Below are 16,168 nucleotides of genomic sequence, written 5' to 3'. Positions count from 1 at the left end.
TGGCAGGACGAAGACTCGCCTCATGGACGTCGACAGCTACCGCAAGCACTCCCCGTACAGCGACCCGGGCCGGCATGCCGCTCTGCTCGACGCCGTGCCCGCCGACATCGCCACCGTGGCGGCGACCGCCCGCAACGTGATCGTCCACTACCGGGCCGGCGGCGTCGAGTTGCCCGGCGACCGGCTGGAGGAGGTGAACAGCCGCTGGGTGGAGCGCATTCTCGACACCGACCAGTCCCGCTCTGCCCTGCCCCTGCGCACCGAGCGCCCGGCCGTCGACCGGGTGGCCGGCTGCTGCCGGGACCACACGCTGCTCTCGGTCGCGCTGCTGCGTCAGCACGGCGTCCCGAGCCGCAGCCGGGTCGGCTTCGCCTCCTACTTCACGCCCGGCTGGCACCACGATCACGTGCTGGTGGAGTACTGGAACGGCCACCGCTGGATCTGGGCCGACCCGGAGGTCGACCCGGCCGGCGACTGGCGGTTCGACGGCTACGACATCGATCCGACGGCGGGGCTCTTCGACTCGGCGGCGCGGGTCTGGTCGGCGTACCGGGCCGGGGCGATCGATCCCGACGTCTACGGCGTGGCCCCCGACCTGCCGGTCCACGGTGCCTGGTTCATCTACGACTACGTCCTGCACGAGCTGGCCCATCGGCGCAAGGACGAGCTGCTGCTGTGGGACAGCTTCGGCGCGATGACCGACGACCTCGCCGACGCCGACGTCACGCTCGCCGACGAGATCGCCGCGCTGCTGCTCAAGGCAGACGACGGCGACGAGGCCGCGGAGCAGGCGCTCGCCGACCGGTACGCCACCGACAGCCGTCTGCGTCCCGGCGCTCGGGTACGCAGCTTCTCACCGGTCTCCAACGCGGTGAGCACTGTCGATCTGCGCGTCAGCCGAAGGTGAAGGCGTACGCCTCGGCGCCGGGTTCGCCGAACGTGACCTCCAGGGTCCGCTCGCGGACCGCGCCGTCCTGGCGGACGAGCTGGTAGAGGCGGCCGTCCGCCAGCACGCCGTTGCCGTCCTCGTCGACGTCGACGCCGTGGGACGGGCCGGGGGCCTCGCCGTCGAGGAGCACCCGGAACGGGATCGACCGTCCCGTCCCGGGGGCCAGCACGAGATGCGCGTCCCGGGCGTGGAACCGGAAGGCGATGCTGCCGCCGGCCCGGCCGACCGCGACGTTCTCCGACCCGATCGTCCACTCGCCCGACAGGGCCCACTGGTTGAGGGCCAGGCTCTCGGGGAGGTCGTAGGCGCGGCGTTCGTCGAGCGCGGGGCCGTTCGGCGACGCGAAGTGTTCGCCGCGACTGAACCCGAGGTACGTCTCGGGCGTCCGCAGACTGTCCCAGTCGGCCTCCGCCTCCGGGCCGAGCCCGTTGACGGGTACGGGGTCCCGCTCGACGCCGAGCAGTTGCTGGAGAACCCGCTCGGACTGCTCGTAGCGCCCCTCACCGAAGTGCTCGTCGCGGATGACCCCGTCGGTGTCGACGAAGTACAGCGCCGGCCAGTACTGGTTGGCGAAGGCACGCCAGATCGCGTAGTCGTTGTCGACCGCGACCGGGTAGTCGATCGAGCGCGCCGCGACCGCCCGGCGCACCCAGTCGACCTGGTGCTCGAAGCTGAACTCCGGCGTGTGCACCCCGACGACGACGAGGCCGTCGTCGCGGTAGGCCTGCGACCAGGCCCGGACGTACGGCTCCTGACGCAGCCAGTTGATGCAGGTGAGCGTCCAGAAGTTCACCAGGACGACGCGCCCGCGCAGGTCGGCGGGGTCGAGTGGCTCGGAGTTGAGCCACTCGACCGCCCCGTTGAACGGGGGCAGGTGCACGGCCATCTAGCGCAGCGACCGGAAGGCGGTGCGAAGCTCCTCGGAGAAGATCTTCGGCTGCTCCCAGGCCGCGAAGTGCCCGCCCACGTCGAGCTTGTTGTAGTAGATGAGGTTCGGGTACGCCTGCTCCGCCCAACTCTGCGGGGCCTCGTACAGCTCGTCGGGGAAGACGCTCACCGCCACCGGCACGTTGACGCCCTTGGCGGCGAAGAACGAGAGCTTGTTCTCCGCGTAAAGGCGGGACGCCGAGATCGCGGTGTTCGTCAGCCAGTAGAGCGAGATGTTGTCCAGGATGTCATCGCGGGTCAGGCCCGCCTGGGCGCCCTCGAAGACCTGCGCGATCAGGGCCAGGCTCTTCGCGTCGTGGTCGAGCAGGAACGACGCCAGGCCGACCGGAGAGTCCGCCAGCGCGGTGAGCGTCTGCGGCCGCGTCGCCATCATGAGGGCGTACGCGACGTGCTTCCAGACGTAGTTGGCTTCCTCGGCGGCACGCATCTCGTCGTCGGACAGGCCGGAGGGCAGCGAGCCCATGGCGTTGTTCGCGCCGGTGGTGTCGCCCTGGAACAGCAGGTCGATCTCGGGCGGAATCGCGCCGGGCATGTTGGTGTGGATGCCGAGCAGTTCCGGAGGCGCCTGGAGGCCCATCTGGTCCACGATCACCGCGCCCCAGTCGCCGCCCTGGGCCACGAACCGGTCGTAGCCGAGACGCGTCATCAGCTCGGTCCAGGCGGTCGCGATCTTCTGCGGGTTCCAGCCTGTCGAGGTGGGCTTGCCCGAGAAGCCGTGGCCGGGCAGCGACGGGATCACCAGGTGGAAGGCGTCCGACGCGCTGCCGCCGTGGGCGGTGGGGTCGGTGAGCGGTTCAATGATCTTCAACTGCTCGATCACCGATCCGGGCCACCCGTGCGTGACGATGAGCGGAAGAGCGTCCTCGTGCTTCGAACGCACGTGGATGAAGTGGATGTCCACCCCGTCGATGGTGGTCATGAACTGCGGTAGGGCGTTCAGCCGTGATTCGACCTTGCGCCAGTCGTACTCATCTTCCCAGTACCGCGCGACGGCCTGGATCGTCGCGAGTGGCACGCCCTGCGACTGGTCGTCGACGATTTCCTTTTCCGGCCACCGCGTTGCCGCGATCCGTCGTTTCAGGTCGTCCAGGTCGGCCTGGGGGATTTCCACCGTGAACGGGCGGATCTCCGTGGTGCCGGGACGTGTCTTCGTCTTGACCGCCATGCGTGCTTCCTCTCTGTCTGAGTTCGCGCCTCGCGAGGGGAATCATGCGGTGAGGGCACTGCCCGGACTTGTGCGCCGATTTCGAGAAGGGCACGCCGCCGCCATATCTCGGAGCGTAGAACGACGCCGACGGGCGTCGTGGCCATACCGGCAGACGGCCGCGATCAGTCCGCCTGCGGCAGGCGAAGTGCGCCGGGGCCTTCGCGACCTGTCCGACGCGAACCTCCCGATCGCCCGCACGCACTGCACCCTTGCCGGGCCAGCGAGTGATGGTCCGTCCCACGGCTTTGCGCTGTCGTAGCTCGGTGCGGCAACATCAGCCGCCGTGACGGCAGCACCAGGCACGATCCGGAGAACGCCACCCCGGCCGGCGACAACGGCACGCCCCGGTTGAAGCGGCGGGTCCGGCACTGGTTAGCCGGCACCGGGATCGCCGCTCTGGCCGCCGTACTCGGCATCACCCTCGCCGTACGCGGCGGCGCCACCCCGGCCTGCGCGGCGCCGCCCGCGGGCACCACCGTCCACAGGGGAACTGCGAGCTTCTACGACGCGGGCCGCTCGGGCGGCACCTGCTCCTTCCCGGGCCCTCCCGCGGACCGGCTCTACGTGGCCCTCGGCGCCGCGCAGTACGCCGGCGCGGCAGCCTGCGGCAGTTACCTGGACGTCAGCGGCCCGAAGGGCACGGTCCGGGTGCTGGTCATGGACCAGTGCGGCGGGTGCGGATCCAGCAAGATCGACCTCTCCGACGAGGCGTTCGCCAGGATCGCCGACCGGGCGCAGGGCATCGCGCCTGTGACGTACCGGGCGGTGGTGGACCCCCCGCTCGACGGTGGCCTCACCTTCCGGATCAAGGGCGGCGCATCGCAGTGGTGGTTCGCCGTGCAGGTCGGCAACCACGGCAACCCGCTGCGCTCGGTCGAGGCGAAGGGGTCGAGCGGCGGATTCCGCAAGGCGGCCCGCCAGGTCGACAACTACTGGACCGTCAAGGACGGGATCGGCCCCGGGCCGTACACGATCAGGGTCACCGACGTGTACGGCCACCAGAGCACCGCCACGGGCATCCGCATGACGCCGAAGCAGGTCCAACGCAGCACGGCCTCCCTGGTCGCCGCCGTCCCGCCGTCGCCCTCGCCCTCGCTTTCGCCCTCGCCCTCGCTCTCGTCGACGCCGGTGGCGGAGTCAGCCGCGCCGACGACGACCGTCGAGGCCCTGGCCGGCGCAGCCCCACTCGCCGCCGCCCACTGCTGACCGGCGTCGGCCCGCGTCTGCGGCGCGGCGTGCGGCGCGGCGTGATCCACTCCGGATCGCCGATGTGGCGGCATCCGAGCGGCCCGATGGCCCCGGATCGCCGACCTGGAGTGGATCATCCCGGGCGTCGGCACGCGGCACAGGTGCGGCGTCGAGGCGAGCTGCTGGTCATGCCTGGGCGGTGCGGGAAAGAGAGAAGCGACACCCTCCGAGGGCCGTTGACATGTGTTTCCGGCGAGTGACAGCGTTGTCATCGACTCATTACCTCCATATGAGACGAGGAGCGCATCTTGCTCTATCGGAACTCACCGCGTCGCCGCGCGACGGCAGCCGCCGCGGCCGGCATTCTCATCACGGGGCTGGCGCTCGCTCCGGCCGGGCCGGCGCAGGCCAGGCCCAACAAGGGCCAGGACACAGCCGTACGGTCGGGTAACGCTCGGTTCGAGGTGCTGTCCCCGACCCTGATCCGCACCGAGTACCAGAAGGACGGCAGGTTCACCGACGCCGCCACGTTCAACGCCATCGGGCGCGACGACTTCCCCCGTACGCGGTTCACCAAGCACGTCGACAACGGCTGGCTCACCATCGACACAGGTGAGATGACGCTGCGCTACCAGGTCGGCTCGGGCGCGTTCACCGCCGACAACCTGACGGTGCGGCTCAAGACCGGCAAGCAGGTCGTGCAGGGCCAGCCCTGGGCCGGCCACACCGCTCCGGCGTGCGCGTTCGGCACGCTCTGCGAGGCCGAGTCACTACAGCTGAACGGTCCCGGCGTGGCCACCGACCACCGGGGATACACCGGGCGCGGCTTCGCGGCAGGTTTCGCCTCGTCCGGCGACTCGGCCACGTTCGCGCTCGACGCGCCGGCAGGCGGCGCGAAGCAACTTTCGGTCCGCTACGCCAACAGCACCGGCGGCGACGGCCAGAACGTGGCCCGCACCCTGACGGTCACGGTCGACGGCGACGCCGGCCGTACGCTGACGCTGCCGCCCACCGCGAACTGGGACACCTGGGGCCTGGCCAGCGTGCCTGTCGACCTCACCGCGGGTCGGCACGAGATCAGCGTCGTACGGGGTCCCACCGACTCCGGCAACGTGAACGTCGACAGCCTCGCGGTGGTCAACCCGGGTGATCCGTTCCCGGCGCCGGCCGCACCCCAGCCGCAGCCCCTGCGCTTCGGCACCCTCGGCGAGGCCGAGACCGGCGCCCTGACCGGCGGCGCGCGGCCTGCGAACGACCACAACGGCGCTTCCGGTACGGGATTCCTTGCCGGCCTGGAAAGCACCACGGCCGCCGTCGCGCTCACCGTGACTGATGTTCCGTCCCCGGGTGACTACCAGGTGCAGATCCGCTACGCCAACGGCCAGGCCGGCGCCCAGCCGAGCCAGGCGCGCACCATGTCGGTCACGGCCGGGACGGCGGCGGTCACGGCGACCCTTCCGCCGACCAGCGGCTGGGACTACTGGAACACCGTTTCCGTCCCGGTCCACCTCGACCGTGGCACCAACACGGTGACGCTGGGGTGCCCCACGGACGCCAGTTGCAACGTCAACGTCGACACGGTCGCCGTCACGAGCAAGGACGCCCCGCTGCTCGCCCCGCACGCGCCGCTCGGCGGCTACCGCCGGGGCCTGGACGGCGTGACCGGTTCCGCGCTCACCGCCCCGGGCCTGCTCTACCAGGACGGCTGGTACCTCCTCGACGACTCGACCTCGGCCCTGCGCACCACCAAGCCCCGACCCGCCGCGGAGCAGGACGGCTACGTCTTCGCGTACGGGCAGGACTTCACCCGGGCCCTGAAGGACCTGGCCACCCTGACCGGGCCCACGAAGCTGCTGCCGAAGTGGGCGTACGGGGTGTGGTACTCCGAGTACTACGACCGCACCGCCACCGAGTTCCAGAACTTGGTGGCCCGGGCCAAGGCCGAGGGCGTACCCATGGATGTGCTTGTCCTCGACACCGACATCAAGGCGCCGGACAAGTGGAACGGCTGGAGCATCGACCCCACCCGGATCCCCGACCCGAAGGCGTTCTTCGACTGGGCGAAGAGGCAGGGCCTGCACACCGGCATCAACATCCACCCGAGCATCCTCGGCTCGGACCCGAAGTTCGCCCAGGCGCAGGCCACCGCGAAGGGCAAGCTCCAGCGCGTCGGCTGCAACGGCGGCCCCGACTGCTACGCGTTCGACTTCGGCGACCCGGACCAGCTCAAGGCGTACCTGCAACTGCACGACGAGATGCTGCCCAAGGGCAGCAAGGGCCCGGACCTCTGGTGGCTGGACTGGTGCTGCGACAACACGAAGTCCTCCCTCGCCGGGGTGACCGCCGACGCGTGGATCAACCAGCAGTACGCCGACAAGACCGGCTTCGCCTTCTCCCGGGCGTACGGCTCGTTGCAGGCCGGCGGCTACGGCAGCCCGACCCCGGTGGCGACCGGCCCGTGGGCCGACAAGCGCACCACGCTGCACTTCACCGGCGACACCACCAGTGACTGGTCGACGCTGCAGATGGAGGTCGGCTACACGCCGGGCGAGTCGGCCGCGACCGGGCTGGCCGCGGTCAGCCACGACATCGGCGGGCACACGGGTGGCCTGCAGGAGCCGGGCACCGAACCGGGCAGCACCAAGCTGCCCGACGACCTCTACGCCCGGTGGGTGCAGTTCGGCACGTTCCAGCCGATCGACAGGCTGCACTCGAACCACAGTGACCGGCTGCCCTGGCAGTACGGCCCGGCGGCCAACGCGTCGGCCAAGAAGTTCCTGAACCTGCGCAAGGAACTGCAGCCGTACACCTACGCCGCCGCCAAGGAGGCCACCCGCACGGGTACGCCGATCGTCCGCTCGATGTACCTGGCGTACCCGAACGAGCAGGGCGCGTACGCCACCGCCGGCTCGCAGTACCTCTACGGCCCGGACTACCTGGTGGCACCGGTGACGACGCCGGGCACCACCGCCACGACGTCGGTGTGGTTCCCGCCGGGCAACACCTGGACCGACATCTTCACCGGCAAGACGTACCGGGGCGGCACCACGCAGAACATCACCACCACCCTGGACACCATGCCGGTGTTCAAGAAGCACTGAGACGGCGTTCGAAAACACCGGCCGGGTGGGGCAACCCACCCGGCCGGTTCGTCGCCTGGCTGGACTCAGCGGGCGCGGCTCCCCTCTTGACGTTGCTCCGCCAGTTCCGCGAAGGGCAGGGGGCAGCAGGTGTTTGCGGCGCAGGTGACCAGGTCGTCGCAGCCGGCCGAGATGGCGTCCCGCAGGGTGTCACGGATGACCGTCAGGTCCGCCAGCCTCTGCTCGATCTCGACAAGTTTTTCCCTCGCTCGCGCCTGGAGGCCGGTGTCGGATCGACCCCGGTGCCGGTGTCTGCCAGCGTCGAGCAGGTCCGCCACCTCGTCGAGGGTGAAGCCCAGGCGCTGCGCGGTCTTGATGACGCGCAGCAGGGTGACCGTCTCGGCCGGGTAGAGCCGGTGCCCGCCCGGCGAACGCTGCGGCGGGTCGAGCAGGCCCCGCCGCTCGTAGTAGCGCAGCGTCTGCTGGTTGACCCCTGCCGCGTCGGCCAGTTGACCGCTGCGCAGGCCCGACCCGGTCAACTCCGGGTCCGCGGAGACCGGGCCCGCTCGGCGAGGGCGTTGAGCACGTCGACGTGGGCCGGCGGCACGAGGACGTCCAGCGAGAGCGAGTCGGGGTCCGGCCGGGAGAGGCCGAAGGTGAAGAACGAGCAGCAGGATGACTCCCTGGCCGTCAGGTCCCGCGCCACCTCCTCGACCCGCGCGGCACCGTCGAGCTGCAACCGCAGATGCCGCGCCGACAGCCGGTCGATGCCCCGCACCGCGCCGGTGAAGAACCGATCCCACTCGGCGAGCCGCAGCGGCCGCTCGGCCGTCGGGAGGGTGCAGGCATCCGGCACCCAGGCGTCGTCAGTAGTGATGTGGCGATCACTCATACCTCGACGGTAAGCCCGTACCTGGGTATCGGATGCAAGCCCGACTGCCTGACTGGGCCACCATCGCCGGCACGCACAGGACCTCAGACTCGACCGGACCGGCGAGGCCGTCGGGCCAGGGACAACCACCCGAGGAACCTGGCGTGCATCGCCGCCGGGTTCGGACGCAGCCCCAAGCCGTACGCGTCCTGGATCGCCTCCTGCATCGACGCGGCGAGGTAGAACGCCAGCGCGATGGAATGACCGTAGAACTCGGCCGCGAGCGCGAGCTGAGCCGGTCCGCACGGCCAGGGCGCGGCGCAGTTACGGCACAGCCAAGCCGGACGCATCGGCAGGTGCGGGCGTGGGCGCGCGATCATCCGACCCGCACCGAAACCCGTCGGCGTTCGGCTGGCAGGCTCTGCATCCGTACGCCCGCCCGCCGCACGTACAACTCGCGCCGCGCCACCGCGTCGCCCGCCGCGTTGAGCTGGTAGCCCTCGATCCAGACCCACCCGTCGTACGTGTGCCGCTCGGGCAACTCGCGGATGACGCGTACGAAGATCGGGCGCAGGAACTGCACGCTCGCCGCGGTGGTCAGGTGAATCACGTCCCCGGCCTTCATCTTCCCAACCTTCTCGGGCTTGTTGTCGGGCATGGTCTGCCCCTTGGTGCGGTTGGGAAGGGGCCACTCCCGTGAGTGCTCGCCCGTTGGGAGCGGCCCCGCTACGAACGCGACCGCCGGGTCTCGTGGTCCCTACCGGCCGCGCCGCCTGGTGACACTCTGCTGCCCATGTCGCTACGCTCGGAAGGCGTTCCAGGTGTCCGGGCCGGAGCTGGCGGACAGGACCCCGGGATGTGGCACCTCGGGTAGTCGATCTCCGATTTGAGGAGCGTTGAATGGCTGACGTGCCAAGTCCCCTCGCGGACTTCATCGTGAGCGAGATCCGCCGTGCTCGTGGAGCGTCCCGGATTACGCAGGAGTCGTTCGGCCGGGCTGCGGGTTTCAGCGCTTCGCATGTCAGCGCCGTGGAGAGCGGCACCCGAGCACTGACGATGGACTTCATCAAGGGCACCGATCGGGCGCTGAAAAATGGCGGGCTCTTCGAGCGCTTGGCGACGAAATTTGGCGCACCGTCGTGGTTCCTGCCCTGGCTCGACGCTGAGCGCGAAGCGACACAGCTTCGCTACTTCGAGCCCAACCTGATTCCCGGCCTACTACAGGTAGAGCACTACGCCCGCACCGTCCTGCGGACAGACGAAAGCCTCACCGACGACGAGGTTGAGCAGCGCGTGCGGGCGCGCATGAGCCGGCAGGCGATCCTCACCGGAGAGCACCGGCCGCAGTTCGTCGCCGTGCTGGACGAAGGCGCGATACGGCGTACTGGTAATGATCTCGGCGGAATCATGGCTCAGCAGATCGCCCATCTCATCGCGATGGCCGAGCTTCCACACGTTCACGTCCACGTCGTACCGGCCGCCAGCGGCCTGCACATCGGGCTATCCGGACCGTTCGCGCTTGCCCGCTCCAAGGAGGGCGGATGGGTAGGCCACCTCGAAAACCAGCTTGGCGGTGACGTCATCGACAAGGACGATGATGTGGCTACGCTTCAGGCACGGTGGGAGAGCGTCCGCAACGAGGCTCTACCGCGCCGGCAGTCCATCGACCTGCTGAAGGAAGTTGAGAGCCATCATGGACCTCAGTAACGCCCGGTGGCGCAAGTCCACCCGCAGCGGCGCGAGCGGCGGGAACTGCGTCGAGGTGGCAAGCAATCTGCCCGGTGTCGTCGGTGTGCGAGACAGCAAGGACCCTGCCGGCCCGGCCCTGACCTTCGGTCCGTCGGCTTGGCGGGCGTTCGTCGCTCAGGTCATTGAGCGGCCGTGATAGACGCCGGACGCAGAGCCCGATGGCCGGCCGGTGCGAGGCAGCGCTGAGGGCACGTCCGATGATCGGACCGGCCCACTCATCGCGACTCGGTGCCAGACGTTCTGGATGACCGAACGCCTTGCGCCTGTCCTCCGGACAGCGGACGCGAACACCGCCGCGACCTGGACGCCGGCCTTGGTTCGTGAAGCAGTGGGAGCACCGGTTCGCCTCTGACTTGCCCCTCTACGTGAGCATCGCCCTCGGCGATGTCGACATCCATCTGTCGGAGCACACCGGGGACACACATATAGGCGAGCCCGTCGCCAGCGGTACTCCGATCCGGCCCGGCCGAATGCAGCAGCGACGACGTGACATCAGTCGTTGACATTAACGGCCGAGGCCGAGGCCGGATAGGGTATCGGTCGAGGCCCGAACGTCAACAGACGTGACGACCTTCACCGGGAGTTCCCTTTAACCGAAGGTCAGCGCATGCCGGCGTGCCGGCTGCGGGTGGGTCGAGGAGAACCAGGCCCCGGGCCCGCCGAGGGCCGATCGTGGACGGCCAACGAAGCACTAATCGCTCCTGGACACCGCCAGACATAGCTGACTCGTTGTCCAGGGTCTACGCTATGGCACGCTGCGACCAAGATCTCACGTGTGTCCGCAGCAGACAGATGTTCACGGCATGGTTGCGTCGCGCCCGCCCGGCCCCACCTCGCATGTCAAACGGTGGCCGCCGTCTAGCGTTCCCTGCGGCGCAGAAGGGTCGCGCATGTTCGGAAGACGAACAGCACTACCTGCGGAGGTGGTGCGAAGTGAAGATTTAATTCCAGACAATCGTCTCGGCGAGGATTACAGAGACCTTCTTGAACACGAAGCCATCGCCAAGGCCGTTGCCGAGATCGCGCTGAAGGCGCAGTCGCCAGTTAACATTGCTCTCTTTGGGCCTTGGGGTTCGGGTAAGTCCAGTGTCTACTCGATGATTGCAAAGCACCTGAGTGCTGTAGCCGGCAAGAAGGTGCGGGTTGCACGCTACGACGCCTGGAAGTATGGCGGTCAAGATCTCAAGCGAAACTTCATCGACTCTATATCCGATGATCTCGGCTTGGGCAAGGAGGAAGAATTCGACGACGGCCTCCATCAAGAGCAGACTCAGACGCACCTAAGCATTCCGAAATGGGTGAAGGAGAACTGGCATTCCTTGCTGGCTGGTATCGTGCTAGCCGCCGTCGTCGCCACGTTATGGGTCGTCTTACAAGCCGCAGCCGCCGAGGCGTTCACGGACGACAACTTCCAAGCCACCGTCAAAGCTCTCCTGCCTCAGGCCGGGACGGTTTTCGGTCTGGCCCTAGTGGCGGTCTTGGTTGGGCCCAAGGCGTTTGAGGGTGCCGTAACTACCAGGAAGAAGCCCGCACCAGTCGGGGCCGACCAGTTCGCTAAGAGATTCCATAACCTTGTGAAGAAGGTTCTCTCCGGCAGGCCCGAGCGGCTCGTGGTCTTCATCGATGAGCTCGATCGATGTGCTCCTGAGGACGTCGTGGCGACCCTGATCGACCTCAAGACCTTCCTTGATCAGGACGCTTGCGCATTCATCGTGGCAGCCGATAGGGAGGTACTCGAAAGAGCCCTGCGGAAGCTTCCACAGGCCAAGCCTGTCCGCGAAGACGAGCCGTATTATTCAACACCAGGCGCATTCCTCGACAAGATCTTCCAACACCAGATCGCGCTTCCGCCGCTGCGGTCCCGCGCCCTGACCAAGTTCGCCCGCGATCTAGCCGACGCACGCGGCGGCATCTGGGAGGAGTTGCGAACCAGGAGCCAGCAGGCCTACGAGATCGCCATCTTCGCTCTCATTCCAGTCCACGTCCGAAGTCCTCGGCGGGTCAAGGTACTCCTTAACAACTACGCGACCACCGTGCGCATCGCCGAGGCGCGAGCAATTCCCTGGCTGGATCGAGCACATGAGTTAGCTGTGCTAACTGTGCTGCAGACAGAATTTCCCGTCGTTGCTGACGAGATGCGACGCATCCCGCGGCTCCTCGCGTATTTGAGGGGAGACGAGGGTGCTCAGACGGACGAAGCGCACGACGCCGTTCGGCGACTTTCGATAGAGCCAGATCCTGCAAAGCGTGTCCCCGACGCTGGGGAAGAGGCTCCAGCAGGCGAGTTGCTAGCCGATGCGGCCGAGGGACGGTCGGGCCAGGTTGAACAGGCGAATGAAACCTTACGGCGCCATCTTGGCACATACCTAGCCAAGGTTGCCGCCGCAGGGATCGGCGACCCGCGTCCTGACCTCTTTTATCTCCAAGGCGCAGCGGGCCATCAAACCCTAGGGGACCCACGCCTCGGTGATGTCATCGACTTCGCAACTGATACCGCCCCCGACCAGGTGGTCGCCGAGTTCGAAGCCCAGGAATCGTCGACGTTGGTGATCGCCATCCCACTTCTGGTTACTGAGGGTGACAACACGACCGGGCCGGGCCGGGTCTTCGCTTACGAGGCCGCGTGCAAGCTCATCGAACGCGTCGACCCGGACTACGGCGAGGTCATCGCTCGCGAGGCTGCACCGTCGCTCATCGCAGCTCTGAAGGCAAGGACCCTCTCGAGGGACTCCCTGCCAGGCGCTCTCCTAGTTGGTTGCTGGTCGGGCGCCTCTGACGCAGTCAAAGACACCCTCGACGGCCTTCGGCGAGAGTCCGATCCAGAAGACCTCCTCGGCAGGCTTGCGCTGCTCCTACCGCATATGGAAGGCGATGCGTCACTGGTCTTGGTCGAGATGCTCGCCGACTGGTTCAGCGACCTCCCGCAGCCGTTGCTGACAGCACTGAGCACGGCCCCCATCGAAAGCGCGGAGACCCTCTGGCATCGGGTACAAGACCTTGTGCTCGACACCTTGAACGACCTCGAAACGTCCGAGCCAGCACCGGTTCCGCCCGGGCGTGCCCGGCCGGCGTCGAAGCCCGAATACACCGGCAAGGGTGTCCAGCGACTCGAGGACCTGGTAGACGCCGCCACGTCCCGTCCCGACGGCGAGAGGCTACTGTCGTCAATCTTCGCGTTGGCACAGTCCACGACCGCGTGCGCTCCGCTCCGTCAGTGGGCTCTAGACAACGCGGATAAGCACGTGGCCACGATGGGCTCTCCAGTCCTGCGCGCCCGACACGCGCTGCTTGGCCTGCGCGACTACCCCATGGAAGACACCGCCGCCTGGTCCGCCATGCTCCCAAGCATCCCAACCACGGACGACACCGAAGTTGCAGCGCTTGCTGCCGAGGTGTTCACCTCCACGCTCGTGCCCTCTCTTGGGGCCGCTGTACACCCCGACACTCTGTCGCTGTTGCCGCTACTGGCAGCCAAGGTTCATGACCTGTCTGCGATGGACGTCGAAAAGGTAGCCGAAGTGCTGACGCAGACGTTGTCCTCAATGGGATGGGAGGGGGCCGCTAATGACGACGAGGCAGCCTCGCTACTATGGGCGCGCAAAGAAGCACTGTTCGGGATAGCTGCAGCCTTGTTCACGCCTGAAACCGAAGCGCGGCTGGCGAAGCCCTTGGTAGATGACCTAGCGCTAGTGCCGGAGACGATTCCGCTGCCGTCATCAGTGACGACGAACTGGGTGAAGCTGTGTGCGCTGCTCCCAGCAGCCGCCGCTCGTTCGTTGTCTGCTCGCATCGACGAATACAAGCCGGGCGATGGCGAAGAGGCAGCCACCCTGCGGCTCAAGCTCGGTGTAAGAGCAGTCTTTGGCGGTATCGCCCCAGCGGCGGCCGAGGTCGCGCGCATCCCTGAGGCAGAGCAGACCACGCTAATCACTGACGCCTGGTTCGCGCTTTCGCCCGCTCCTAACGAGGTTCGTTCTCTGATCGGCAAGGTAGCCATCACACCCCTTACCCTTAGTCGCTACTGTGTTGGTCTGAGCACCGACGACCGCACCCGGATCTGGGTGGCCGTCGCCGAGACGAACGGCACGGCCGCACTACTGCAGGCGGCCGGACAAGCCGGAATCGGAGCTGCGGCTGTCGAATATGCCCGTACTGTCGTCAAGAGCAAGACTCGTGAAGCCGAAAGGACTGAGCAGATCGAACTCCTGTTAGGAGCTCGGGTGTCCCCCGATCCCGGTGTATCCACCCAAGTCAGGAAAGCCGCCAGCGAGCTGGCCGAAGACCTATTGGCCCGAAACGTCGCCGGCGATCTGCGGTCTGCGGCCAGAGTCGTCGTATGGGCTGGAGGTGCGGGCTATGGTCACACGCTTTCATTGCGCGAAGGTTTCATGGCAGGGGTCAAACAACACAACAAGGCCTTGTCGAAGTCCTTAGCGAAGGACCTCGCTGACCAAGGCCTGCTTACGGTGGCCAAGAAGAGCGCCCTCACAAAGCTACTCGGGCGCTGACCGAATCTTCCGCCCCCGGTCGTCGTACCGGTGCACCTTGAGCAGGAGTGGATCACCGTGAAGTACTGCTGGAGCCTGACGTTTTAGCCACCCTGGGTCGTCGCTTTGTCCAAGCGGAGACGCTGCCAACTGCCTGTATCAAGTCGTAGGCTCGTGCAGCGCGGCTCAACCGAGACGAGGTGCGTTGAGGGACGAGGTGGCACCAATGATCGTCCAGCCTACAGCCATGACCGAGGCTCTGGTTTAGTGGGCGACGGACGAGTCGACCTGTACGCCGGATTCTGTGCGCGGCGCGTACCCCGAAGGGCTTGCGCCGGCGGCGGCCATCCATCTCGGCCTGCCGTTGCCGGCAGGCTCCAGCGGCCTACCCGCAGACATCGGGCGGGCAGCCCTCAAGCGTCTGCGCCGGGTCGTCATCTTGCGGTGACGGCCCTTGCTTGGCCTTGCTCCGGGTGGGGTTTACCGAGCCACCCCGGTCACCCGGGGTGCTGGTGGGCTCTTACCCCACCGTTTCACCCTTACCGTCCCCGTTGGGGTCGGCGGTCTGTTTTCTGTGGCACTGTCCCGCGGGTCGCCCCGGGTTGCCGTTAACAACCACCCTGCCCTGTGGAGTCCGGACGTTCCTCGGCGGCGGGCCGGAGCCCGCCGACGCGACCGCCCGGTCGACTCGTCCGTCGCGCTCCCATCCTAACGACGAGCGTGCGGCCGGTATTGCCGCCCCGCCCGGGCAAGATCGCGCAGCTCATGGACGATCCGGCGACGCCAGCTCAGAAGGGGACAGCTAGCCTCGTGGGTCTATGGATCTCTCCCACGCCGCGCTGCTGCTCGCCGCCGGTCTCGCCGCTGGCACTGTCAACGCGGTGGCCGGTGGCGGTTCACTGATCACCTTCCCGGCGCTGATCGCGATCGGGTTGCCGCCGGTGCCGGCAAACGTGAGCAACTCTGTCGCGGTGTTCCCCGGGTACGTGGCGAGTGTGGCGGGCAGCCGGCAGGACCTGCCGCGCCCTCGGGCGCTGGCCACGCTGGTGCCCACCACAATCGTGGGCACGATCGTCGGGGCGCTGCTGTTGCTGGCCACCCCGGCTCGCGCGTTCGAGCTGGTCGTACCATTTTTGGTGCTCGGCGCGACAGCGGTCCTGGCCTTCCAGGCCCCGCTGCGCCGGCTGGTCGGTCACCCTCGCGCCCTGTCGCCACGGCGGCGGACGATCGCGGTGCAGACGATGGTCGCGCTCGGCGCGGTGTACGGCGGATACTTCGGCGCGGCGCTCGGGGTGATGCTGGTCGCCGGCCTGGCCCTGGTGCTGGACGCGACGCTGGCGCGGGTGAGCGCCATCAAGAATCTGCTCTCCGCGTTGGTGGGCCTCACGACGCTTGTGGTGTTCGCCCTGTTCGGCCCGGTGAACTGGGCGGCGGTCGCGGTGGTCGCGCCGGCCACGCTGATCGGGGGGTACGCGGGCGCCCGGCTGGTCCGCCGGCTGCCGCCGGTGGTGCTCAAGACGCTGATCGTGGTGTTCGGTACGACTATCGGCCTCTACCTGCTCTGGCGTGCCCTGAACTGAGCGGCGGCAAGCCAAGATCCGCGCAACTTCCGGGATGGTGCTGCCTCAGTGAGCCCGGAGGCAGCAGTTTCCCCGAACGTGCGCGGATCTTGGGCGGTCCAGCGGACCA

Annotated in this window: 14 protein-coding genes and 1 other RNA gene; 8 read left to right on the top strand and 7 right to left on the bottom strand. The window is 67.8% G+C overall.

Annotated features, from left to right (window positions below; translation table 11 throughout):
- Window positions 1-22 precede the first annotated feature (22 nt).
- A complete protein-coding gene (locus tag B0E54_RS18985) occupies window positions 23-907 on the top strand; it encodes a transglutaminase domain-containing protein (RefSeq protein ID WP_234586498.1) in 885 nt (294 codons plus the stop codon).
- Here the strand turns inward: B0E54_RS18985 and B0E54_RS18980 are convergent.
- Entirely contained in the window at window positions 894-1,835 is a 942-nt protein-coding gene (locus B0E54_RS18980; RefSeq protein ID WP_234586495.1) for a redoxin family protein, read from the bottom strand. The genes B0E54_RS18985 and B0E54_RS18980 overlap by 14 nt on opposite strands.
- Complete coding sequence (locus tag B0E54_RS18975) at window positions 1,836-3,062, bottom strand: epoxide hydrolase family protein (protein WP_234586493.1); 1,227 nt, start codon at window positions 3,060-3,062, stop codon at window positions 1,836-1,838. It abuts the gene before it with no gap.
- Window positions 3,063-3,452: 390 nt separating this feature from the next.
- Between B0E54_RS18975 and B0E54_RS18970 the strand changes: the two genes are divergently transcribed.
- Window positions 3,453-4,310, top strand: coding sequence for an expansin EXLX1 family cellulose-binding protein (locus B0E54_RS18970; RefSeq protein WP_234586491.1), 858 nt, complete (start codon window positions 3,453-3,455; stop codon window positions 4,308-4,310).
- Between the two features lie 290 nt (window positions 4,311-4,600).
- Window positions 4,601-7,393 carry a TIM-barrel domain-containing protein gene (locus B0E54_RS18965; RefSeq protein WP_234586489.1) on the top strand — a complete coding sequence of 931 codons (2,793 nt, stop codon included), beginning with the start codon at window positions 4,601-4,603 and terminating at the stop codon, window positions 7,391-7,393.
- Between the two features lie 65 nt (window positions 7,394-7,458).
- Here B0E54_RS18965 and B0E54_RS18960 read toward each other — a convergent pair whose 3' ends face one another.
- The 4 genes from B0E54_RS18960 to B0E54_RS18945 all read right to left on the bottom strand — a co-directional run bounded on the left by B0E54_RS18960 (window position 7,459) and on the right by B0E54_RS18945 (window position 8,901).
- Window positions 7,459-7,911, bottom strand: a complete 453-nt coding sequence (locus B0E54_RS18960; RefSeq protein WP_234586485.1) for a MerR family transcriptional regulator — start codon at window positions 7,909-7,911, stop codon at window positions 7,459-7,461.
- Window positions 7,908-8,264, bottom strand: a complete 357-nt coding sequence (locus tag B0E54_RS18955; protein ID WP_234586483.1) for a hypothetical protein — start codon at window positions 8,262-8,264, stop codon at window positions 7,908-7,910. The genes B0E54_RS18960 and B0E54_RS18955 overlap by 4 nt, the downstream gene beginning before the upstream one ends.
- A gap of 83 nt (window positions 8,265-8,347) precedes the next feature.
- Window positions 8,348-8,623, bottom strand: coding sequence for a hypothetical protein (locus B0E54_RS18950; protein ID WP_234586480.1), 276 nt, complete (start codon window positions 8,621-8,623; stop codon window positions 8,348-8,350).
- On the bottom strand, window positions 8,620-8,901 hold the full coding sequence (locus B0E54_RS18945; RefSeq protein WP_234586478.1) for a hypothetical protein: 282 nt from the start codon (window positions 8,899-8,901) through the stop codon (window positions 8,620-8,622). Before B0E54_RS18945 ends, B0E54_RS18950 begins: the two co-directional genes overlap by 4 nt.
- A 242-nt stretch (window positions 8,902-9,143) precedes the next feature.
- Between B0E54_RS18945 and B0E54_RS18940 the strand changes: the two genes are divergently transcribed.
- The 4 genes from B0E54_RS18940 to B0E54_RS18930 all read left to right on the top strand — a co-directional run bounded on the left by B0E54_RS18940 (window position 9,144) and on the right by B0E54_RS18930 (window position 14,500).
- Window positions 9,144-9,950 carry a helix-turn-helix transcriptional regulator gene (locus B0E54_RS18940; protein ID WP_234586476.1) on the top strand — a complete coding sequence of 269 codons (807 nt, stop codon included), beginning with the start codon at window positions 9,144-9,146 and terminating at the stop codon, window positions 9,948-9,950.
- Entirely contained in the window at window positions 9,937-10,128 is a 192-nt protein-coding gene (locus B0E54_RS18935) for a DUF397 domain-containing protein (RefSeq protein ID WP_234586474.1), read from the top strand. The genes B0E54_RS18940 and B0E54_RS18935 overlap by 14 nt, the downstream gene beginning before the upstream one ends.
- A gap of 184 nt (window positions 10,129-10,312) precedes the next feature.
- On the top strand, window positions 10,313-10,495 hold the full coding sequence (locus B0E54_RS32925) for a glyoxalase superfamily protein (RefSeq protein ID WP_374109290.1): 183 nt from the start codon (window positions 10,313-10,315) through the stop codon (window positions 10,493-10,495).
- Window positions 10,496-10,882: 387 nt separating this feature from the next.
- Window positions 10,883-14,500, top strand: coding sequence for a P-loop NTPase fold protein (locus tag B0E54_RS18930; RefSeq protein ID WP_234586472.1), 3,618 nt, complete (start codon window positions 10,883-10,885; stop codon window positions 14,498-14,500).
- Window positions 14,501-14,754: 254 nt separating this feature from the next.
- On the opposite strand, the gene rnpB is transcribed toward B0E54_RS18930, so the two are convergent.
- An RNA gene (gene rnpB, locus B0E54_RS18925) (RNase P RNA component class A) lies at window positions 14,755-15,170 on the bottom strand.
- Window positions 15,171-15,297: 127 nt separating this feature from the next.
- On the opposite strand from rnpB, the gene B0E54_RS18920 reads away from it, so the two are divergent.
- Window positions 15,298-16,059 carry a sulfite exporter TauE/SafE family protein gene (locus B0E54_RS18920; RefSeq protein ID WP_234586469.1) on the top strand — a complete coding sequence of 254 codons (762 nt, stop codon included), beginning with the start codon at window positions 15,298-15,300 and terminating at the stop codon, window positions 16,057-16,059.
- Window positions 16,060-16,168: the final 109 nt, after the last annotated feature.

This window comes from Micromonospora sp. MH99 (assembly GCF_021442385.1).
Taxonomy (GTDB): Bacteria; Actinomycetota; Actinomycetes; order Mycobacteriales; family Micromonosporaceae; genus Micromonospora.
This window is presented reverse-complemented; position numbering and strand designations above follow the sequence as displayed.